The 22,327-nt window shown below is 53.4% G+C and carries 15 protein-coding genes; 8 read left to right on the forward strand and 7 right to left on the reverse strand.

What is annotated here, in order from left to right:
* Nucleotides 1-151: 151 nt before the first annotated feature.
* On the reverse strand, nt 152-1,483 hold the full coding sequence (locus tag BLR00_RS04830; protein WP_074631086.1) for a substrate-binding domain-containing protein: 1,332 nt from the start codon (nt 1,481-1,483) through the stop codon (nt 152-154).
* A gap of 124 nt (nt 1,484-1,607) precedes the next feature.
* Nucleotides 1,608-2,414 carry an FxDxF family PEP-CTERM protein gene (locus tag BLR00_RS04835; RefSeq protein ID WP_074631087.1) on the reverse strand — a complete coding sequence of 269 codons (807 nt, stop codon included), beginning with the start codon at nt 2,412-2,414 and terminating at the stop codon, nt 1,608-1,610.
* Nucleotides 2,415-2,969: 555 nt separating this feature from the next.
* Here BLR00_RS04835 and ttcA point away from each other — a divergent pair.
* From ttcA to lpdA, 7 genes are all read left to right on the forward strand, one after another.
* Complete coding sequence (gene ttcA, locus BLR00_RS04840; protein WP_074631088.1) at nt 2,970-3,854, forward strand: tRNA 2-thiocytidine(32) synthetase TtcA; 885 nt, start codon at nt 2,970-2,972, stop codon at nt 3,852-3,854.
* Between the two features lie 45 nt (nt 3,855-3,899).
* Nucleotides 3,900-5,261 (forward strand): DegQ family serine endoprotease, encoded by a 1,362-nt coding sequence (locus BLR00_RS04845; protein WP_176759939.1) that lies wholly within the window; start codon nt 3,900-3,902, stop codon nt 5,259-5,261.
* A gap of 303 nt (nt 5,262-5,564) precedes the next feature.
* Nucleotides 5,565-8,177, forward strand: coding sequence for a leucine--tRNA ligase (gene leuS, locus BLR00_RS04850; protein WP_074634135.1), 2,613 nt, complete (start codon nt 5,565-5,567; stop codon nt 8,175-8,177).
* Nucleotides 8,178-8,208: 31 nt separating this feature from the next.
* Nucleotides 8,209-8,706, forward strand: coding sequence for an LPS-assembly lipoprotein LptE (locus BLR00_RS04855; RefSeq protein ID WP_074631090.1), 498 nt, complete (start codon nt 8,209-8,211; stop codon nt 8,704-8,706).
* A gap of 179 nt (nt 8,707-8,885) precedes the next feature.
* Nucleotides 8,886-9,899 (forward strand): DNA polymerase III subunit delta, encoded by a 1,014-nt coding sequence (holA, locus tag BLR00_RS04860; RefSeq protein WP_074631091.1) that lies wholly within the window; start codon nt 8,886-8,888, stop codon nt 9,897-9,899.
* A gap of 64 nt (nt 9,900-9,963) precedes the next feature.
* On the forward strand, nt 9,964-11,229 hold the full coding sequence (locus tag BLR00_RS04865; protein ID WP_074631092.1) for a glutamate-5-semialdehyde dehydrogenase: 1,266 nt from the start codon (nt 9,964-9,966) through the stop codon (nt 11,227-11,229).
* Between the two features lie 83 nt (nt 11,230-11,312).
* On the forward strand, nt 11,313-13,139 hold the full coding sequence (gene lpdA, locus BLR00_RS04870) for a dihydrolipoyl dehydrogenase (protein WP_074631093.1): 1,827 nt from the start codon (nt 11,313-11,315) through the stop codon (nt 13,137-13,139).
* A gap of 128 nt (nt 13,140-13,267) precedes the next feature.
* Here lpdA and BLR00_RS04875 read toward each other — a convergent pair whose 3' ends face one another.
* From BLR00_RS04875 to BLR00_RS04895, 5 genes are all read right to left on the reverse strand, one after another.
* Nucleotides 13,268-13,915 carry a transglycosylase SLT domain-containing protein gene (locus BLR00_RS04875; RefSeq protein ID WP_074631094.1) on the reverse strand — a complete coding sequence of 216 codons (648 nt, stop codon included), beginning with the start codon at nt 13,913-13,915 and terminating at the stop codon, nt 13,268-13,270.
* A 155-nt stretch (nt 13,916-14,070) separates the two neighbouring features.
* Entirely contained in the window at nt 14,071-14,853 is a 783-nt protein-coding gene (gene rsmA / locus BLR00_RS04880) for a 16S rRNA (adenine(1518)-N(6)/adenine(1519)-N(6))-dimethyltransferase RsmA (protein WP_074631095.1), read from the reverse strand.
* Between the two features lie 72 nt (nt 14,854-14,925).
* Nucleotides 14,926-15,924, reverse strand: a complete 999-nt coding sequence (gene pdxA / locus BLR00_RS04885; RefSeq protein ID WP_074631096.1) for a 4-hydroxythreonine-4-phosphate dehydrogenase PdxA — start codon at nt 15,922-15,924, stop codon at nt 14,926-14,928.
* Between the two features lie 69 nt (nt 15,925-15,993).
* Entirely contained in the window at nt 15,994-17,310 is a 1,317-nt protein-coding gene (locus BLR00_RS04890; protein WP_074631097.1) for a peptidylprolyl isomerase, read from the reverse strand.
* A 195-nt stretch (nt 17,311-17,505) separates the two neighbouring features.
* The gene (locus tag BLR00_RS04895; RefSeq protein ID WP_074634136.1) at nt 17,506-20,364 is read right to left on the reverse strand and encodes an LPS-assembly protein LptD; all 2,859 of its coding nucleotides are present in this window, start codon (nt 20,362-20,364) and stop codon (nt 17,506-17,508) included.
* 593 nt (nt 20,365-20,957) lie between these two features.
* Between BLR00_RS04895 and mpl the strand changes: the two genes are divergently transcribed.
* Complete coding sequence (gene mpl, locus BLR00_RS04900; protein ID WP_074631098.1) at nt 20,958-22,310, forward strand: UDP-N-acetylmuramate:L-alanyl-gamma-D-glutamyl-meso-diaminopimelate ligase; 1,353 nt, start codon at nt 20,958-20,960, stop codon at nt 22,308-22,310.
* The last annotated feature ends 17 nt before the right edge of the window (nt 22,311-22,327 follow it).

The following is a 22,327-nucleotide window of genomic DNA, read 5'->3' on the forward strand; positions in this document are numbered from 1 at the left end:
ACACGGCGGATATTCGCTGTTTTAGCAGTCATCTCTACCGATCAAAAACCGACAAATCCCCACAGAACGTGGGGACCTCAAACCAGAGCCCTTACAGGACGCAGGGCTCCAACCCGAACCCCGCAGGACGCGGGGCTCGGTGGTGACCTCCTTACTCCACCAGTTGCAGTGGAGCGGTCGAATTGCCGAAGCGGGTGCCCTTGGCGCGGAAGGCATCCAGTGCGGCATTCCCCGTTTCAGGGAAGGTGATGGGATCAAGGATCGTGCCGGGAACGGTGGTGATTACGGCCGGATCGAGCGCCTTGTTGATGAAGGCGGTGGTTACGCTGCCCCAGGCAGTGCCACTCTGGTGATAACGCTGACCATTCACCGCATTCTTGCGCGTATTGACGGAAGCCTGGTAGAAGTAGTCGTAGCGCCCGCTGATTGCCTGTGCCTTGTTGAAGGTGGTGGTGCCGACGCTTGCGCCATCAATGCTGGTGAATTGCCAATGGTTGGCTCCGGTCGGAATATTTTCCAGGCCGAGGATGCCGATTGCGCGTTTGCCCTTGGCGAATACACCGTCCAGGACGCTGGGTACGTTGCCCGCGCTAGGTTCGGTGCGCACGGTGTATTCGCCATAATTGACCGGATCGCCCAAATCACCTGATATATTAATCGGCTCAACCGTTCCACCAAAGGCGGCTCCACCCGGGTTATTCAGGAAATACTGGTTGGCGGCGGCTTTGGCACCGGAACCGAAGTTCCGGTCGATCACCACCACGGGACCCGCTGGCAGGTTCCCGGTATCCGTCGCATTTCTCAGCTGGCTCCAATCCTGGATACCGCCTGAGAGGATCGCGGCGATTTCAGCCTTGCTGAACCCGTTCGGGCGCTGCTCCGCTAGATTGTTGGTGACCGCAATGCCGTTCACCACGGCATAAAGCGGCTGGGACGTAACATGGCCCAACTCGGCTGCAGTGACGGGCGAAACACCGGAAGGCAGGTTCAATCCGGTGAAAAGCGCAAGCTCTTGGTTCGCAAGACCGATATCCGGCGCCTTGGGATCCGTCAGGCCGGTATTGGTAATCCGGTAGGAAGGATTGCCCCCGGCGCTGATAAGCGTCGCGTTGCCGATAACCCGGTAGTAAGGCAGGGTCTGGCCGCGAACCAGCGGGCCGATGCCGTTGGCAAACACTCCCCCCAGGGAGCGATAGACAATCAGCACGTTCGAGCCAGCCGGCAGGGACCCGGCAGCAGCGGCCAGTTTGCCGTATACGGCACGGAATGACCTGCCCTTGGAATTGTCCGCCTGATCAGTGTAGTAGTCTATGGTGCCCGGGGTAAACAACGACTTGGCGATGGTTTCAAACACATTGTTTTGCTCCGCGCCCCCGCCTGTGTAGAGGATCAGATCCGGCGTGACGGTAGGACCCACCGCATATGCCTGGCCGGCAAAAGCCAGTGCCAGGGAGGCAGCGAAAAGTTTCAGTTGCTGTTTCATTTTCAATATCCTTTTAAATAAGTTGAATGCCGAATATTTTGGAATTATTCAGGCAAAGCTACTCCCCGTCCGGCGAAAGTGTGCCGGGCTTTTTACAAAAACGGGGAGTGAGTTGTTTTTAAATCTAGGACAGGGGGCTGGAACGGCGCCGGGCGATAGTACCCACCAGAGCCAGACCGGCCAGAAGCATCGCCCAGGTTTCAGCTTCCGGGACAGGAGAAACGGTAAGCTCTCCGGCGCTGCTCAGTGTCACCGTACCCAATAACGCCGCGTTCACGATAGCGGTATTGGAGGTCCCGTTTCTTGTGATTTCGTAAAAACTCAGGCTCTGTCCTAATCCCGCAGTCGTATCGAAATTAGCTTTGGTATTCCAATTGGAACCATGCGCAAACTCATAGGATGCATAGTCGGCGGAGCCGTCTTTCAGATGCAGGTAGGTATTTCCCCCCACAAACCCGGGGGCGTCTATGGCGCCTTGGCCTCCGTTCGCGCCCGCTGCGCTTGCCGCAGTAATATAAGAATTGACGTTACCAGCCCAAGCAAGCAATTGAAGATTGCGGGTGCCTGCAGGAGTGCCATCAGCGGGACCCGTGGTCAAATAGCTGACGGGATCTCCATCTATCGAACCGCCATTGGTATCCGCTGCTATCAGGTTCCATTTGATATCCGCCACATGGGATGGGCCTACAGCGGAGAGAAACGTATTCCAGTTCGCGTCGGCGGCCAGGTTGTGGGAGATTCCCGCGAAGGATGAATTGATGTCATCTTTGCGCAAGCCGGTATCCCATGCAAAGGTATAACCGCTCACGGATTCATATGCATTGAACAATACCGAGCTATTCCCCGCCGTACCGGTATATGCGGCAAAAGCGGAACCTGAAGTGGCTAGCGCCACCACGGCCGCGAGATATTTGATCTTGTTGGATTTCATTAAAAACACTCCTTGATTTCAATTGATGAAGTAACCGAACTGCACCTGCATCCTAGGGGGAAATTTTCATAAATGAAAACAACATATTTGCATTAGGAAATGAGCTGATTTCATAACCTGAATATTTATCCGCAAATGATTCGCATAATTCCTGTTCAGAGGATAAACATGAACCAGGAAATCCACAAAGAACAAAAAAATGTAACGTATTGACTTTTAGTCATGCTGTCTCTGGCCCGGATATTTTCATCAGCCTGGTCCGAAAATTATCAAAAGTGGCATGAACGATGGCACTTGATGAGTCGTGTTGAAATCCAGTTTGTGCCACCGGACTTCGTGGGCAATAGTCGTAAGTAAGGGGCTGCCGGGGCACGTTTCTTTCGTGCCTGGGGCGGCTTTTGGAAAGGATTTCCGAACAAACTGTTGCTATCCGGAAGATTTTCCTTAAAATCTAGCGGCGGGTTGATCCAGAAGTAGGGCGCTGCTGATCGTCCGGGCCTTATGGCATCTACTATATTTTGGGCAAATCAATGTTTTCGAGCGATGAGATAAAAAATGGAAATCGTGTCCAGAAAAGAACAACATAATATTAATAAGCTGCACAAACGGCTGAGGCGTCTTGTCGGTACAGCCATTGCCGATTTCAATATGATCGAGGCGGGAGACCGGGTGATGGTGTGCCTCTCGGGTGGCAAGGATAGCTACGCGTTGCTCGATATCCTGCGCAGCTTGCAGGCCCACGCGCCATTGCCGTTCGAATTGATTGCGGTGAATCTGGACCAGAAACAGCCCGGCTTCCCCGAGCATGTATTGCCGGGCTATCTAACCAGCATTGACATGCCTTTCCGCATTGTCGAACAAGATACCTATAGCGTGGTGAAACGCGTCATTGCGGAGGGTAAAACGACTTGCAGTCTGTGCTCGCGTTTGCGCCGGGGGGTGTTGTATCGTGTTGCCAGCGAACTGGGCGCGACAAAAATCGCGCTGGGGCATCATCGCGACGATATTCTTGAAACACTGTTCCTCAATCTGTTTTACGGTGGCAAGCTGAAGACCATGCCGCCCAAGCTGGTGAGTGATGATGGACGGCATATTGTGATTCGTCCACTTGCCTACTGCAAGGAAAAAGACCTGGAAACCTATGCCCAGATTGAGGATTTTCCGATCATTCCCTGTAATCTGTGCGGCGCTCAAAAAAACCTCCAGCGGCAGGCGGTAAAAGAAATGATGCAACAGTGGGATAAGAAATTTCCAGGCAGGCTGGAGACGATGTTCACGGCGTTGCAGAACGTGCAGCCTTCGCATTTGGTTGATCCTGCGCTCTATGATTTTTGCGGACTCAAAACGGGAAATGGACCTGTCGCTGATGGCGATAAGGCGTTTGACCCGGAAACTTTCGAGCCTGCGATGGCAGAGATCCTGAGTTTGAACAAAGGCTGATTTCCGGCACTTCAATTTGACTGAATGAAATTTCCCGGCATATCGATGAAGAGATCGTTCAGATTCGTTGTGTTCCCAACGGTCTTCCTTGTTTTGCTAACGACAGCGTTGCCCACACGCTCTGCTCTGCCATTCGATAACAAGAGTGGCGTTCCTTCTCTGGCTCCGCTGCTTCAGGATGTGACGCCGGCGGTGGTAAATATTTCGGTGCAGACCCGCTCCGCCATCGAAGACAATCCATTGTTTCGCGATCCATTTTTTCGCCGCTTTTTCGAACTTCCTGACCAGACAGCCCGTCCCGAGCGCAGCGCCGGATCGGGGGTGATCGTGGATGCGGCCAAAGGGTATGTCATTACCAATTTTCATGTGGTCAAGGATGCCCAGCAGGTTCTTGTCACGCTCAAGGACAGGCGCCAGTTTCAGGCGAAGCTGGTGGGGACGGATCCCGGCACCGATATTGCCTTACTGAAAATTGAAGCAAAGAATTTGCGGGCTCTGAGCCTCGGTGATTCCGATTTGCTTAAGGTAGGGGATTTTGTTGTTGCTATCGGCAACCCGTTTGGTCTGGGACAGACCGTCACTTCCGGTATCGTCAGCGCGTTGGGCAGAAGCGGACTTGATATCGAAGGGTACGAGGATTTCATACAAACCGATGCATCCATCAATCCGGGCAACTCCGGCGGCGCACTGGTGAATCTCAAAGGGGAGCTGATCGGTATCAACACGGCCATTATCGGCCCCTCCGGCGCCAACGTCGGCATCGGTTTCGCGGTGCCAAGTGCGATGGTCAAGTCGGTGCTGGATCAGATTGTGCGCTTTGGAGAGGTGCGCCGCGGCAGGCTGGGCGCGAACGGTGAAGATATCACCTACGATCTTGCATCCTCTCTGGGATTGGCTTCCACCGAAGGCGCTATCATCAGTACGGTTGATCCCGGCTCGCCTGCGGAAAAGGGGGGGCTGAAGCCACGTGACGTGGTAACGGCGATCAATGGGCGCGCGGTGCGCAGTGCCGTGGATTTGCGCAATAAAGTAGGGATGAGACCGATTGGAGAAACAATAGACCTCAGGCTGATAAGAGATGGCAAGCCTCTGACCGTAAAAATAAAGATCGACAAGCCGCCTGAATTGGCCGGTAGCGGGGCGGTAGCGGTGCCTCAGCTTGCGGGTGCGGCAGTAGCAAATCTCAAAGCGGGTCGCGGGCGAACTGAAGGTGTGCTGGTGACCGAGGTGGATGCCAATAGTCCTGCCTGGCTGCATGGGTTCAGGCCGGGAGACATCATCATCGGAGTTAATCGCAGGAAAGTACGCTCGATACAGGAGCTCCTTGCAGTTCTGAAAGCAAGCGAAGATGCCCTCATTTTCGATCTGTTGCGCGGGGACTTCAGGCTGACAATTGTAATCCGCTAAACATTTTTTCATGGCGTCTGCATGCCGCCTCGCGCTCAAATCCTCTTGTGGAAGACACGGCTCGTTCTGCACGGTCGCGCTATTCCGCGTCGTTGCGCCTTGCCCTGTATCCCAGAAATCGCATATTCACTCTGTCCAGCTCCCGGATTCAGGTGAATAGACCAGGCCACTTCCGGCGGCGCGCCTGGCGCTACCCTGTCTGGAGGCCGACGCAGAACGGAATTCCTCATCAATGAGACGATACGGATGGCACCGGGGGTATTTGTTCGCGGTATAATTCTCAGCTTTATGGCGAGCCGGATTATGCAGGAAAAATATCATCCGCAGCAAATCGAGCAGGATGCCCAGCGGCATTGGGAGACGAGTGCCGCTTTCAAGGCCGTTGAGATCGCTGGCAAGCCGAAATATTACTGCCTGTCGATGTTTCCGTATCCATCCGGTAAGCTGCACATGGGACACGTGCGCAACTACACGATTGGCGATGTGCTATCGCGTTATCGCCGCATGCAAGGTTACAACGTGTTGCAACCCATGGGATGGGATGCTTTCGGTCTGCCCGCGGAGAACGCAGCGATACAAAATAATGTGCCCCCCGCGCGGTGGACATACGACAATATCGCTTACATGCGTAAACAGTTGCAGAGTCTGGGACTGGCTATAGACTGGGACCGCGAGCTTGCTACCTGTGCACCGGACTATTACCGCTGGAATCAGTGGCTTTTTCTGCGAATGCTGGAAAAGGGATTGGCTTATAGAAAGACCGGCATTGTAAATTGGGACCCTATCGATCAGACCGTGCTTGCCAACGAGCAGGTGATAGATGGGCGCGGCTGGCGCACCGGGGCGCTGGTGGAGAAACGCGAAATCCCGATGTATTACATGAGAATCACCGCCTATGCCGACGAGCTCTTGGAAACACTGAGTGTCCTGCCCGGCTGGCCGGAGCGGGTCAAGACCATGCAGGCCAACTGGATCGGCAAGAGTTTTGGTGTCGACGTTATCTTTCCTGCCGATACGCTTTCGGGCATGCCACAGGCGCTGAAAGTTTTTACCACCCGTGCCGATACGCTGCTTGGCGTAACCTACGTTGCCATCGCGGCCGAGCATCCCGTTGCGTTATACGCCGCGAGAGGCAATCCAAAACTTGCCGAATTCATTGAGGTTTGCAAGCACGGCGCCACCGTGGAAGCGGAACTTGCCACCCAGGAAAAGAAAGGGATGAACACCGGGCTGTTTGTTATTCACCCGCTGACCGAGGTGAAGCTGCCGGTATGGATCGCTAATTACGTATTGATGGGCTACGGCGAAGGGGCGGTAATGGCTGTTCCGGCCCATGACGAACGCGATTTCGAGTTTGCAGCAAAATATTCACTGCGAATCAGGCCGGTGATCAAGCCGAGTGACGGCAATCTGGCAATCCCCCTCACGCAGGCGTATGTAGAGCATGGTGTGACCTTTGATTCAGGTGAGTTTTCCGGCCTTGAATTCCAGGCAGCGGTGGACGCGATAGCGGCAGTGCTGGAACAGAAAGGACTGGGCGAAAAACGGGTGCACTATCGCCTGCGCGATTGGGGCATTTCACGCCAACGTTACTGGGGCTGTCCCATTCCCCTGATTTATTGCGATACATGCGGCGTGGTACCAGTTCCGGATGACCAGCTTCCCGTAGTGCTTCCGGAGGATCTTGTGCCGGATGGTGCTGGCAATCCGCTGGCAAAAACCCCGTCATTTTACGAGTGTTCCTGCCCGGCCTGCGGCAAACCCGCACGCCGGGAAACGGATACCATGGATACTTTCGTGGATTCCTCCTGGTACTACATCCGTTATGCCTGTACTGGCCAAGGCAAGGCGATGGCTGAAACCATGACCGATGCGCGCGTGAATTACTGGCTGCCTGTAGATCAATATATCGGTGGCATCGAACACGCTATTTTGCATCTTCTCTACTCCCGCTTCTGGAGCAAAGTCATGCGTGATCTCGGGCTGGTAAAGTTTGATGAGCCATTTGCCAACTTGCTGACGCAAGGCATGGTGCTGAATGAGATCATGTTTCGGAAAACCGAAACCGGACGCGTCACCTATTTCAATCCGGCGGACGTGGATATTCAGACGGATGAGCAAGGCAAGCCCATCGGTGCGCTGCTGCGCGCGGATGGCCAACCGGTTGAATCCGGTGGCATTGGCACCATGTCGAAATCCCGGAATAATGGTGTTGATCCGCAAAAACTGGTGGAACAATATGGTGCCGATACCGCCCGTCTATTCATGATGTTCGCCAGTCCGCCAGAGCAGACGCTGGAATGGGCGGATACTGGAATGGAGGGTGCTTTCCGCTTTCTGAAACGGTTGTGGAAACAAGTGTATGAGCACCTGCAACAAGACGTGCCGGCGTCCGATCCAGCGCAAGGTAACGATACTGACGGCCAACTCAAGGCATTGCGTTTTCAGTTGCATCAGACCATCGCCAAAGTAAGCGACGACCTGGGCAGACGCCACACTTTCAATACCGCCATCGCGGCGATGATGGAATTAATGAATGCTCTCGGAAAACTGGAAGACTCCAGTCCGGCAGCGCGTGATTTGATGCGGGAATCGCTGGAGAAAATCGTATTGCTGCTGTCGCCCATCGTTCCTCATATCTGTCATGCGTTGTGGCGTGAACTCAAACCGGGAACCGAGCTCCTCGATCAACCATGGCCGCAAGCCGATAGCACAGCTTTGGTGCAGGATGAAATTGAGCTGGTAGTGCAAGTCAACGGTAAACTACGCGGTCAGATATGTATTGCCAATGATGCAAAGCGAGAAGCGATTGAACGTATGGCATTGGAAAGCAGTCAAGTACAGAAATTCATTGCCGGAAAGACGGTCAAGAAGGTGATATTAGTGCCGGGCAGGCTCGTGAATATCGTTGTGTAAGGATATAAGCGTCACCCGTGAGGATTTAACCATGAAAAATATCTTGTTGGTTGCATTGTGTTTCGTGCTCACCGCATGCGGTTTTCAGTTGCGCGGTCAAGCCTCGCTGCCGTTTAAAACCATTTATGTTTCTTTTCCCGTAGGGCATCCCATTGGCATGGATGTTAGGCGTCTCATTCAGGCGGGTACCACCACGCGTGTGGTTGAAAAGGCAAAAGACGCGCAAGCTACGCTGGATATTATCAGTGTAGTGAATGACAAACAAATCATGTCGGTATCGGGAGGCGGAAGAGTGCGCGAGTTCGAATTGCGGTACCGGGTTTCTTTTCGCCTCTATGATGCCAAAGGAGTAGATCTCATTCCCACCAATGAGATTGCCCTGCGTCGCATCATTCCCTATACAGATGCGCAGGTCGTGGCAAAGGAGGGAGAGGAGGCAATGCTCGTCCGGGAAATGCAAAACGACTCCGCGGAGCAAATCTTGCGGCGACTGGAGGCGGTGAAAGTAGCACCCGCCAAATCTTCCTGAATCCGGCAATGCGGTTCAATCGCGGATTCAGGTGAAGACCTGGAAACGGTGCAATCTGCCTCGTAGCGGACCCACGCAAAAGGTGAGAATCGGGTTGCGCAAGAAATCTATATGAATCAAAGTATTATCCAGGAAAATGAGCGGCCAACCAGCGGATTTTAGGATAATAGCTTAAAGCCATGCGTCTTAGCCCCGAGCAGCTTTCCCGGCATCTTCAGAAACAGCTTGCGCCGCTTTATACGGTATTTGGCGACGAGCTGCTGCTGTCCATTGAAGCAGCCGATTTAATTCGTACCAGGGCGCGTCAGGCCGGCTATAGTGAGCGTGAGATTTTCACGATAGATTATCACTTCAATTGGGCTGACTTGCGGCAGAGCAGCAGTAGTCTTTCACTGTTCGGGGAACGACGTATAATGGATATACGTATTCCGTCCGGCAAACCAGGAATTCAAGGTAGCGCGGCTATAGAAGCATATTGCCATTCGCTGCCACCCGACACTGTCACGCTTGTTACCCTGCCTAGAATTGACAAGCAGGGTTCTGCGGCAAAATGGTTTCAGGCGCTTGAGAAATCGAGTGTAATGATTCCGGTTTCTCCGGTGGAGCGTGGCCGCTTGCCCGCATGGATTAGTCAACGGCTTGAAATGCAGGAGCAAAGTGCCGAACCTGAGACATTACAATTTCTTGCCGGCAAAGTGGAAGGCAACCTGCTCGCGGCCCACCAGGAACTCAAGAAACTCGCGCTGCTCTACCCGGTGGGCATGCTATCTTTCAATCAGGTGAAGGATGCGGTGCTGGATGTGGCGCGTTACGATGTTTTCAAACTGTCCAATGCGATGATGGCGGCGGATACCGTCCGGTATACCCGGATATTGGAAGGCTTGCAGGGCGAGGGTACGGCATTGCCGTTTATTGTTGCTACACTCGCGGGCCAGATTCGCTCGCTGATTGTCATTCTTGAAGGACGGGATTCAGGCAGGCCACTCATGCAACTGATGAATCAAGCCAGGGTATGGGGGGGAGATCAACAGAAAATTGTGGAAAGCGCAGTCAGTCGTCTCAGTATGAAGCAATTGGTGCAGGCCTTGTTGCATACCGCGAAAATAGATAGGATCAGCAAGGGTGTGGCGCAAGGTGACGCATGGGATGAATTACTGCAACTGGGATTGCGTTTGGCAGCTGGCAAGCGGTGACAGCGTCCATCATTGTTGGATCAGTCATGAGTGAGTCAATTCATTGTCTAAGCGGAAGTGAGATATGGATATCATAGACATTAAAACTTACATGCAATCAATAGGGCGCGAGGCTCGTAGCGCATCGCGCCTCGTCGCCAGAGCGGAGACCGCCTCTAAAAACCAGGCTCTCGCCATCATGGCGATGGCCATCCAGCGCGATGAGCAGGAGCTGTTGGTCGCGAACGCAAAGGATGTGGAAAACGCAAAAACAAGAGGGTTGGATACGGCCCTGATTGATCGTTTGACACTTACTTCGAAAGGTATTGCCGGCATGGCGGAAGGTCTGCTGCAAATTGCCGCGCTGGCGGATCCAATTGGGGAAATCAGCGATCTGAGTTTCCGCCCCGCTGGCATACAGGTAGGGAAAATGCGCGTACCCCTTGGGGTGGTGGGCATCATTTACGAAGCGCGTCCCAACGTTACGGCCGACGCCGCGGGATTATGCCTTAAGGCGGGTAACGCGGCCATACTGCGCGGTGGGTCGGAAGCGATTCATAGTAACCAGGCCATCGCGGCTTGCGTAAAGGAAGGATTGAAAGCCGCCGGGTTGCCTGAGACCGCGATTCAGGTGATCGAAACCACTGATCGGGCGGCTGTGGGGGAACTCATTACCATGAAAGAGTTCGTTGACGTGATTGTACCGCGTGGCGGCAAGGGGTTGATCGAGCGTATTTCCGATGAAGCACGTATTCCGGTCATCAAGCATCTGCACGGTATATGCCACGTTTATATAGACGAGGGAGCCGATCTGGATAAGGCTATCCGCATTGCCGACAATGCCAAGACGCAGCGTTACGGAACCTGCAATACTATGGAAACGCTGCTGGTGCATGAAGCCATTGCCAGGGAGGTGCTACCTCCTCTGTGCAAAATCTATCTAGATAAAGGAGTGGAGCTGCGTGGTGATGCGCCATCTCGCGCCATCATCGCGCAAATGAATGAAGCGGTGGAAGAGGATTGGCACACCGAGTATCTTGCGCCGATTCTGAGTGTGCGGGTGGTAAGCGGACTGGATCAAGCCATCGAGCATATTGCCGTTTATGGCTCCCAGCATACCGATTCAATCATTACCGAGGATTATAGCCGCGCCCGCCGTTTCCTGCGCGAGGTTGATTCCAGCTCCGTGATGGTAAACGCATCTACCCGCTTCGCCGATGGGTTTGAATACGGCCTCGGTGCGGAAATCGGCATCTCCACCGACAAGATTCATGCGCGTGGCCCGGTGGGATTGGAAGGACTGACCAGCCAGAAATTCATCGTACTGGGCGATGGACACATCAGACAATAAACAAATCAGGCAACAATATTTCCAACAAAGAGAGCCACGAGAAATTAAGAGAGCTCGGATTTTTTCCTTATATAAAGTTTGTCATGACTCAGTTGATCGAAATAAAAATCCCTGATATCGGAGACTTCACGGACGTTCCCGTTATCGAACTGCTGGTGAAGCCGGGCGATACGGTGGAAAAGGAAACATCGCTTATCACGCTGGAAACCGATAAGGCGACGATGGAGATTCCCGCGCCTCAGGCGGGCATCGTGAAGGAGATTAAAGTCAAGATCGGCGATAAAGTGTCGGAGGGGACGATCATACTTGTATTGGAAACAGCGGCTGAACCGGCCAAGCCAGCTTCGTCGGCTGAGCCGATTGAGACGCCTGTTCCATCATCTGCGTCCGAACCGAAGAAGGCCGGGATGCCGCCAGACTCGTCTGCCAAGGTAAATTCAGAATCCAAGCCGGCCGGATCTCGCGATATTCCACAGGGCGATATTCATGCCGATATCGTGGTACTGGGTGCGGGACCGGGCGGCTATACCGCCGCGTTTCGCGCCGCTGATCTCGGTAAAAAAGTCGTCATGATCGAGCGTTACCCCACGCTCGGCGGTGTATGCCTCAATGTCGGCTGCATCCCCTCCAAGGCACTTCTGCATGTGGCGAAAGTCATCACCGAAGCTGAAGAAACAGGGCGCCAAGGCATTGTTTTCGGCAAGCCCGCCATAGAACTCAATAAGTTGCGGGCATGGAAAGAATCTGTCGTCGCCAAACTTACCAAAGGGCTGACTGGGTTGGCGAAGCAGCGCAAGGTGCGAGTGGTGCAAGGAACGGGTAAGTTCGTTTCTCCGAATATGATTCAGGTGGAAACGCCTGATGGCCTGAGAACCGTATCTTTCGAGCATTGCATCATAGCTGCAGGTTCAAGCGTGGCAAGTATTCCCGGCTTTCCCTATGACGATCCCCGTCTCATGGATTCGACCGGTGCGCTGAAGCTGGAAGATATTCCCAAGCGCATGCTTATCATTGGCGGGGGTATCATCGGCCTGGAAATGGCGACAGTTTATGACGCACTCGGGTGCAAAATCAGCGTGGTGGAGTTGATGGATCAATTGATTCCCGGCGCAGATGCGGATCTCGTCAAGCCTCTGCACCGGCGCATACAGAAACGCTACGAAGCGATTTACCTAAGAACCAAGGTTACAGGGATCGAGAGGCGGGAGGATGGCTTGAGAGTTACATTTGAAAGCGCGTCCGATACCGTCCCTGCACCTGAACCGCAGCTCTACGACCGCATTCTGATGGCGGTGGGGCGCCGCCCCAACGGCCGCGATAGCGGCGTGGAGAACATCGGCGTCAATGTCGATGAACGTGGTTACATCCCGGTAAATAAACAGCTGCGCACCAATGTTCCACATATTTTTGCCATCGGTGATATTTGCGGCGAGCCTATGCTCGCTCACAAGGCGTCGCACGAAGGCAAGCTCGCCGCGGAAATCATTGCGGGTGGAGAACATGCTACAGAAGCGGCATTTGATGCCCGCGCCATTCCCTCTGTGGCTTACACCGACCCGGAAATCGCCTGGATGGGTCTGACCGAAACCGAAGCTGACAAACAAGGTATCGAGTACGAAAGAGCGGTGTTTCCCTGGGCGGCAAGTGGCCGCGCGATCGCAATGGCGCGCGACGAAGGGTTGACCAAACTGCTGCTGGACAAAAAGAGCCGCCGTATTCTTGGTGCGGGTATCGTAGGGGTGAACGCCGGCGAGCTGATCGCCGAAACAGTGCTGGGGCTTGAAATGGGCGCGGATATGGAAGACATTGGACTCACCATCCACCCGCATCCAACCTTGTCTGAGACCGTATTTTTTGCTACCGAAATTGCGGAAGGGTCGATTACTGACCTGTATATGCCGAAGAAATAAGAGCAATTTCGAATGATATGACTGCCTAAGTCGAAGACCTATTACTTCCGGGTTATTTGGGTGAGAAAAGCCGTGTCTGTCTTCGATAGCTTTCTTATTCGCAGTATCTTCGTTAGTCGCTAGTTTTTTCAGATTCCTCGTCGTACCGGGGGCAGCTTCATGCTGACCTGATATTTGCGATAAAGATCCAGTACTTTTGGCACATACATCCGGGTCTCTTGGAACGGCGGAATCTGATTTCCATACTTAACGACATTGTTCTCCCCTGCATTGTAAGCAGCCAGTGCCAGGCTTACATTGCCATTGAACATTTTCAGCAAGTCACTCAGATATCGGGTACCGGCATGAAGATTCTGTACGGGATCGAAACGGTCGGTGGCGCCATATCGCCGCGCGGTATCCGGCATGAGCTGCATCAGGCCCGCCGCGCCTTTTTTCGATACTGCCGTGGCGTTGTAAGCAGATTCCGCGGAAACCACGGCATGTACCAGTGCACTTTCCAGGGCGTAAATCCCGGCAATTTCTTCGATGATGGCGCCATACTGAGCCTTGGCCGGCATATCAGGCTGCCTGTCACGTGTGCCGGGAATTGTTTTCTTGGCAACGGTGTCGTTGGTCGACGTAAACGGAACGTAACGTTTATCCGTGGGTACATTGCTGAAATGTGCGACACCATTTTCGTCGGTAAACCAATAGATAGTCGCATTGGCTGACTGCGCCAGGCTGTAGGTCAACAAGACCGTAAAGGTGAATGCAAGGGGCGAAAGAAGTTTCATGATGATGGCTGAAGAAGGAGTGTCTTCATTTTCTGCGTCTTTTCTTGAATTATACTCAGGCTCATGACCGGAATATTAAATAAATAAGAAATCGCTCTTCATATTCCGAATGAGAGCCGATAAATTTCTACTGAAAGTCTATGGGCCATCTTGTACTACGGCAGAAGCTGCCGTTCACTTAAGTAATCTGCAATCGCGACAAACTGTGTCACGGATAAGTTCTCTGCCCGCTTTCCCGGGTCGACTTCCAGTGCCGTGTAGTCTTCTGGTTTGAGATATCCGTGCAATGTATTGCGCAGGGTCTTACGCCGTTGCGAAAACGCGGCGGAGACAATTCCAGCAAATATGCTTTCCTTGTTCGCTGCAATTAACGGTTGCCTGCGCGGAATCATGCGCACAACCGCCGACTCTACTTTTGGCGCGGGATGGAAGCATTCTGGGGAGACGATGAAGAGTTGTTCCATTTCGAAGCGGCATTGCAGCATGACCGAAAGCCGTCCGTAGTCCGGAGTGGAGGGTTGAGCCACCATGCGCGCCACCACTTCCTTTTGCAGCATGAAATGCATATCGCGGATACCGTCTGCGAATCGAGCCAAATGAAACAGGAGTGGCGTGGAAATATTGTAGGGCAGGTTACCCACCACCCGAAGATTCTTTCCAAGCACGGAAAAGTCGAATTCCAGCGCATCGGCCGAATGTATCGTCAGACGCTCTTCCAAAAATTCCCGGTGCAGGCGTTCGACGATATTACGATCGATCTCCACCACTTGCAAATGATCGAGCGATTGTAGCAGAGGACGCGTCAGGGCCCCTAATCCAGGTCCGATCTCCACTAGAAGATCGTCTTTGCCCGGATGGATGGCGCGAACGATATCCGCGATGATTGGGCGATCAATCAAGAAATTCTGGCCGAAACGCTTACGGGGAGTGTGCTGCATGAATCCTGTCTGGCAACCGGTGTCGCGGGAATCCGGCTTGTTATTTATGGTAAAGCACCCATTTTTCCTGAACTACTTCCGATTTCCGGCCAGCATCATAGCCATATCAATTGCCGCCAGTAAACTGCCGGGATCGGCCCGGCCGGTTGCCGCTAGATCCAGGGCAGTGCCATGATCTACCGATGTGCGGATAATAGGAAGCCCCAATGTAATGTTCACGCCTGTGCCAAAGCTGGCATGTTTTAGCACCGGCAGTCCCTGATCGTGATACATGGCGAATACACAATCGTAATTCTTCAGGTGTGAAGGATTGAATAGCGTGTCGGCGGGTAGCGGGCCAATTAAATTCATGCCTTCGTCACGCAGTTCTTCCAGCAAAGGAATGATAATGTCTATTTCCTCTCTTCCAAGATGGCCTGATTCACCCGCATGAGGGTTCAGTCCCGCCACGGCGATGCGGGGCCTCTCGACGGCGAAGCGTGTGATCAAGTCGTGATGAATAATTCGCAGTTTTTGCTCCAGTATTTCGCGGGTGATGGCCGCCGCGACGTCCTTTAGCGGTAGATGAGTGGTGGCCAGCGTTACCCGCATGCCGCCGCCCGCCAGCATCATGACTACCCGGCTGTTCGTGAGCTGGGCAAGATATTCCGTGTGACCGGTGAACGCGATACCGGCGTCATTAATGATACCTTTATGTACCGGCGCAGTTACTATCGCATCGAATTCACGATTCATGCACCTATCAACGGCATGCTCTAGCGTTTCCAGAACATAGCGCGCATTGGCTGGATCAAGTTTTCCAGAAGTCGCCGGTACAGCCAGCGGTATGTGCAGTACTTGCAAGCAGCCGATTCTGTGTTCGGTGTTGCTGAGCGGGGAGTAGTTTATTATTTCCAGTGGAAGCCGTAACAACCGGGCGCGCTCTCGCAACAACTCACGGTCGGCGATAACGATCAGCCCGCATGGCAGATTCCGCTGAGCGATTTGTACACACAAATCCGGACCGATTCCGGCAGGCTCACCCGCGGTGAGGGCCAGCTTGGGCGTTACGGAAATTCCAGGAGAGATCATGGCACTACTGGAAGGAAGTCATTTTCTTCACTTATGCTATCGAACGCGTTTGATAACAGCGTTTCGATATTAGCCTTCCTCCAGCCTGTATTCGACGTAAGCCCGATCACGCAATCGTTGCAGCCAGTCCTGGAAAGCCGAGTCGGCTTTACGCGCACGGATTGCCTGGCGCGCCGTTTGCCGCTGCCGTTCCTTGCTCATGTCCTGGGAACGGCGTTCAATTACCTGAATCAGGTGCCAGCCGAATGGGGACTGTACCGGTCCGCTGATTTCTCCGTCCTTAAGTGCGCTCATGGCGTGCTCGAACTCCGGTACGGTGTCACCCGGCGAGACCCAGCCCAAATCGCCTCCTGATGCAGCACTCGCATCTTCAGAGTGCAGTTTCGCCAGTTCATCAAATTTACCACCGTTGTCCAGACGCTCTTTCAGGTCCGTTATTCGGCGCCGGGCATCGCCTTCGGACGTAAGCTCATTGATTTTGACAAGAATATGGCGAGCATGGGTCTGGTCCACCATCGTTATGGCTTCGTTTTGATTGCGCCGGTCGACCAGCTTGAGGATATGAAAGCCGTTCGGGCTCTGGATTATCGAAGATAATTCACCGGGTTTCATTGGGGTCACGTAATCGGCGAATCTCTTGGTCAGCTGGCTGGCGGGGCGCCAATCCAGCAAGCCGCCTTGCATGGCGTCGCTTGCATCGGAGAATTCGGCGGCAACCTTGGCAAACTCGACGCCATCCTTCAATTGAGCCAGAGCCGCTTCTGCTCGCTGCCGCATAGCCTCGATTTTTATGGCATCCGCCTGCTCCGGTAACTGGATCAGAATATGGGCGATGCGGTATTCGCTGCTGTCTGCCGAGTTTTCCTGCGTATGCAAAAAATTGTCCACCTCACCTTCGGTTACGCTTATCCGATTGTTTACCTCGCGTTCTTTCAGCCGTACCAAGATAATTTCGTCGCGAATTTCATTACGGAATTTGTTGAAGCTGATCCCATCCTCCTCAAGCGCGCTGTGAAATTCCGACAATGACAGCTTGTTCTCCTGGGCGATGCGGCGGATAGTCTGGTCGAGTTCGGTATCGCTGACGGTCAGGCCCGTTTCTTTCGCGAGTTGCAGTTGTACGCGATTGACGATGATGCGCTCCAGCATCTGCTTTTCCATTACCGCCCGCGAGGGCGCCTGCATACCCTGTTTCTCTAATTGTTTAACGGCGGTTTTAAGCATTTCATCCAGTTCGTTGCGTGTAATGACATTCTCGTTCACAACCGCGACGATATGGTCTATAGATTGAATACCGCTGGAATAGGCCGGTTGTTGAGCAATAGCGATCCCGGCCGTGAACATAGCCAGCAGAACAGGGGGACGTAACAAAAATTTCGTGCCCATGCGAATAAGCGTATCAACCAAAATCTGGTGATTGTAGCGTACTCACCATGAAGGTGAAGGTCAAGTGGCGCAAGAAGCCTTTATGGATCATAGCGCTAAACTGGAGAACGAGCAGTCCACTGCCGATTTAAGTTCAAAGATTGCAGAGTAAGGAAATCATGGCAATCCGCGAGCCTTCGCAATTTATGATCCGGGCTATGGCCCCTCCACTGTGCCACTCCCCTGGCTGCCGGTCCTGGTGTATCCAGGAATGCTACGCTGCAATACCTGTAGCGGATTTGATCCGATTTGCATCAGGCCATTCAACTCAAGTTGCAAAAAAGCCGCAGTCGTTGTTCTCTGAGTGGCAAGAGTCAGATGCTGGACCACGAACCGCAATGACCAGCAACAGGCATTATACTCAAGTCCCGCCAGCGCTTCCAGAATCTTCTGATCCTGTACCGAGTAATTCAGCCGTGTCACAGTTTGCCATCTTTCCGACCACCGCCACTGTGACGACGCGTCGACCTGGTGCAACACATCGCGGGTAAACCGGTAGCCAAAGTTTATTACCCTGCCAGGTTCGGGGCGATAGCTCAAGCCTGAACGCACCACGTCAGCCATCAGCCTGCTGTGGTCAAATTGCACGCTGGTATCGGTGCTTATCGTTGGGGTGATAAACCCCGAGATCGCGGCAATAAAATCCGGTCTTCTGTTGATTGTCGAAGGTGCGTCCAGCGTTATGCGGCGATCTATAAAGCTGAGTTGATAACCGGCGGCGAGCCGCAAACGCTCTTTGCCGGTATCCGCCTCAATCAGACGGGATGTAAGCGCGAAGGTCATTTGATTTGCGTCGTTGATACGGTCGCTGCCACTAAAGCGATTTTCGGTCAAGATCTGGGCAAAACTGAAATCCGTCTTGGCGGAATCGAAATTGGGTAGTGAATTCTGGTCACGGAATGGCACATAAACGTAAAAGAGCCGTGGCTCGAGAGTCTGAGTGAACCGTTCTCCGCGCAATTCCGTTTTTCGATCAAACATGACGCTGCTATCCACGCTGAACAGTGGCAGGGTGCGAGACGGATCCGTATCTTGTGGTACGCCGGAGGATGAGCCAGGAGACTCGAGGTTATATGTCGTATGATGCAGACCAACCTTCGGAGTGATATAACCAAATGCGCTTCGCATAGGATAGCTGACGCTGGGAAAGAACGTGACCCGTTGACCGCTTACCAGAGTAGGGTGGGAAAAGTTCGTGTAACTGCTGACAAGATTGAAATCCAGTCCGAGAACATCGGCTTTATTCGCGGTAAGGGTAACCTGCGGTAGCCGCTTATAAGGAGGCACAATCGGGTTCAGGGGATCCTGGATAGTCTGAAATTGCTGCACAAGTGAAGTGACATTCAGCGTTCCGCTGTCTCCCAGATTACGATTGTAGGCGACCAGACCCTGCTGCAATAGATTGGTTCGGGAGGTCAGATTCATGGTATTACCCAGATCGCGGAAGTAGGTGTCGTCGGATACCCTGTTGTAGTCCAGGCGGGTGAACCAATGCTGACCGAAGGTCTGATTATGCCCGAACGACACACGATAGCGGGTTTCTTTGGTAACAAGGTCGGTTGGCAATACCTCGCCAATCAAGTTGCCATTTAAGGTGGTTCCCAGATAGCGGAACTCGCTGTTCAATGCGACACCACGCCGCGACATCGCGCGCGTAGAGATTGTTGCATCAACGTTGGGTGCGATGTTCCAGTAGAACGGCACCGTCAGTTCTATACCCGTCCGGACATTGTACCCATACAGGGGGGCCAGAAGTCCGGTCTTGCGTTTCCCGCTGAACGAGAAATCCATCCAGGGCGTATACAGGATTGGAGTATCCTTGAATGTCAGTTTCACTTTCCGGGCGGTACCCACTTTCTTTGCGTTGTCGATTTCGACGTCGTCGACTTGCAGATACCAATCATCATCTCCAGCCGGACATGTTGTATAGGTCGCCTGCCGAAGCCGGTATCGATCCTCGCCTTCAAACAGCAGCATATTGGCGTTGCCCCGGCTGCTTGCATCTTTTAAACGATAGTTGGGATCGCTCAATTGCCCGGTTTTATCTGCCAGATTGAACGTGAGCCGTGAACCTTCCAATATATCTCCACGTTGTTCGACACGCACACCGCCTTGGGCCTCGGCTATATCCGTATCCTGATGGTATTTCATTCGATCCGCAGAGATAAACTGGTCGCCGTTAAACAGTTCAGCCTTCCCGATTGCATCAATCTCTTGTCCGGTGTGACCCTCCAGGCGATCCGCCGAAACAAACACAGGTCTAGCTTCTTTCTTTTCCGGCTTGGTGGATGGAGCAGTCAATGCACTTCCATCTTTCAACGCCACCAATCGGGGCTCATCGCCCGGCGCCACCGCGCCGCCCAGCCGCAGCCGGGTATCGCCTTCCTGCTCAAGGTGTCCCCAAATTTGCTCGGTCCCGATGGTTACGGGCTTATTTTTACCGGGTTCTGTCCCCGCACCCGGCATTGCCAGCCTGCTTCCATCTTTTAACGCGGGGGCCGGCGCCGATGGGGCCGGCGCCGGTCCGGTTTGGCCGCCTTGGGCACCACTACGCAGTTGAGCCTCTCCCTCCCGTTCAAGATGTCCTGGCAAGTGCTCGACCCCAGCCAATACAGACGCATCGTCTTTGCTTTCCGCAGCGGTAACAGGCAATCCTGAAGCGGGTCCATCTTTTGCAGCCGGCGATAGTGTATAGTTCTGCTGCGGCTGCAATGGGGCACTGTCCGGCGCACTGCCGGACTGTTTGACGGGTACGTTATTTTGATCGGCTGAGACAACAGGGCCGCGGCGCAACTCGGTATCGCCCCTGGCCTCGATTTCATATTCATGATGACCTTGTATGCGTTCCGCATCGATGAATACAGGTTTGTTATTCTTGGTTTCTGCCTTGGCGGCCGGGTCTGCCCGTTCACTCCTGTTTTTCGATGTTGAGGGTGGCGTGTCGGCATGTGCATTGAATACAAGGCAGAATAAACAGGCAGACCAGCGGATGGAGCGGGAGAAACGCGATTTCATGTGTGAATATTCATCCTGAAACGGCATCTTGACACGGATGAGCTACCATTTCCGGATTTATAAGTCTCGCATCATAGCTATGAGGGCGCGACAACACGTAGCCTGGTGGGGTCGGGTTAGGAAAATCGAGAAAGCTCCGCATTAGGCCCAGTTGCTTGGTGGACCTTGATGATGAATTAACGAGAGCAAAACCGTAAGTGTAACAAAAAATGAAGGACAACCTATCGCATGCTTGCGTGCAGACGCGAAGGAATCTCTTAACAGGTCCCCCGGCATTGCGCTCCATGGCGGACTTGCTCAGTTTGATCCGCTGGCCGGAAGGAGTGGAATGGCGATTCCGCGAGGGTTGCTTTCACCTAAAGCCGGTGATTGATCGCTCATTTTTCAGTCTAGAATTATGATTTCGTAAAGAATTTATTTGATATTTGATGCTCATCTTTTGGGTGAGTCCGTCCCGGGTCTGGCCCAGTTCTTCCGGTTATGCCAGGAATTTAGGCCCTCACTGGCCATTTCCTTGTGCAATAGCTGGTAAAGACCGCAACTTTGCTTTGCGCCAAAGCCGCTATCGTTTATTCATATTCAGGAGTTGAGCCTTGCATATTCATATTCTCGGCATCTGTGGCACATTCATGGGTGGCGTCGCGGCAATCGCACGCGAAGCGGGTCATGAGGTGAGCGGCTGCGACGCAGGCGTTTATCCACCCATGAGTACGCAATTGGAGGCCCAGGGGATAGCGCTGATAGAGGGATTTTCCCCCGAACAAATCCGGCTGAATCCTGATTTGTTCGTAATCGGGAATGTGGTAACTCGCGGCAATCCGCTGATTGAGGAGATCCTCAACCGCAACCTTCCCTATATTTCAGGTCCGCAATGGCTATCTGAAAATATATTGCGCGACAAATGGGTTCTGGCGGTCGCGGGGACTCACGGCAAGACCACGACCAGTTCGATGCTGGCGTGGATACTCGAATACGCCGGCATGAAACCGGGGTTCCTGATTGGAGGCATACCACGGAACTTCGGGTTGTCGGCCAGACTGGGCGGTTCGCCCTTTTTTGTCATCGAAGCGGATGAATATGACACCGCTTTTTTCGACAAGCGTTCCAAGTTTGTTCACTTCCGCCCCAGAACCGCGATTCTCAATAACCTGGAATTCGATCACGCCGATATATTTGCGGACCTTGCGGCAATCGAACAGCAGTTTCACTATTTTGTACGCGTAATTCCTGGTAATGGTCTTATCGTCAGCAATGGGAAAGAGGGAAACCTGGAACGCGTGTTGACCAAAGGATGCTGGACGCTGGTGGAACGAGTAGGAATAGCCGATGGCTGGCAGGTGGATATCCTGGCCGATGGCGGGGCTGCAATCCATTTCATGGGCGAAGTCCAGGGAACATTGTATTGGGAGTTGCTGGGAGAACACAACCGCATGAATGCGCTGGCTGCGCTGGCTGCAGCTCGTCATGCCGGTGTGCCGGTCAGCATCGCTATCGCCGCGCTGATGCAATTCAAAAACGTGAAGCGCCGCATGGAAGTGCGCGGCGAAATCAATGGCATTACGGTATACGATGATTTTGCGCATCATCCCACTGCCATCCGAACGACTCTCGAAGGCTTACGCAACACCGGTGGCGCACGTATCATCGCTGTGCTGGAGCCCCGTTCCAACACCATGAAAATGGGCATATGGAAAGACAGCCTGGCGGATAGCCTTGCGGTGGCTGATCTGGTGTTTTGCTATACGGCCAATCTCGGCTGGAACGCGAAAGAGACATTGAGCGGCATGGGCAGTCGGGCGGCGAGCCATGACAATCTGGAGCAGCTAATCGCAGCCATCGTGGCTGCGGTTCGTCCTGGCGACCGTGTTCTCATCATGAGCAACGGTGGTTTCGGCGGTATCCACGAGAAATTGCTCAAGGCGATAGGAGAAACCACTACAAATTAATGATTATGTTGTGGCCG

It is taken from the genome of Nitrosospira multiformis (assembly GCF_900103165.1).
GTDB classification, from domain to species: domain Bacteria; phylum Pseudomonadota; class Gammaproteobacteria; order Burkholderiales; family Nitrosomonadaceae; genus Nitrosospira; species Nitrosospira multiformis_D.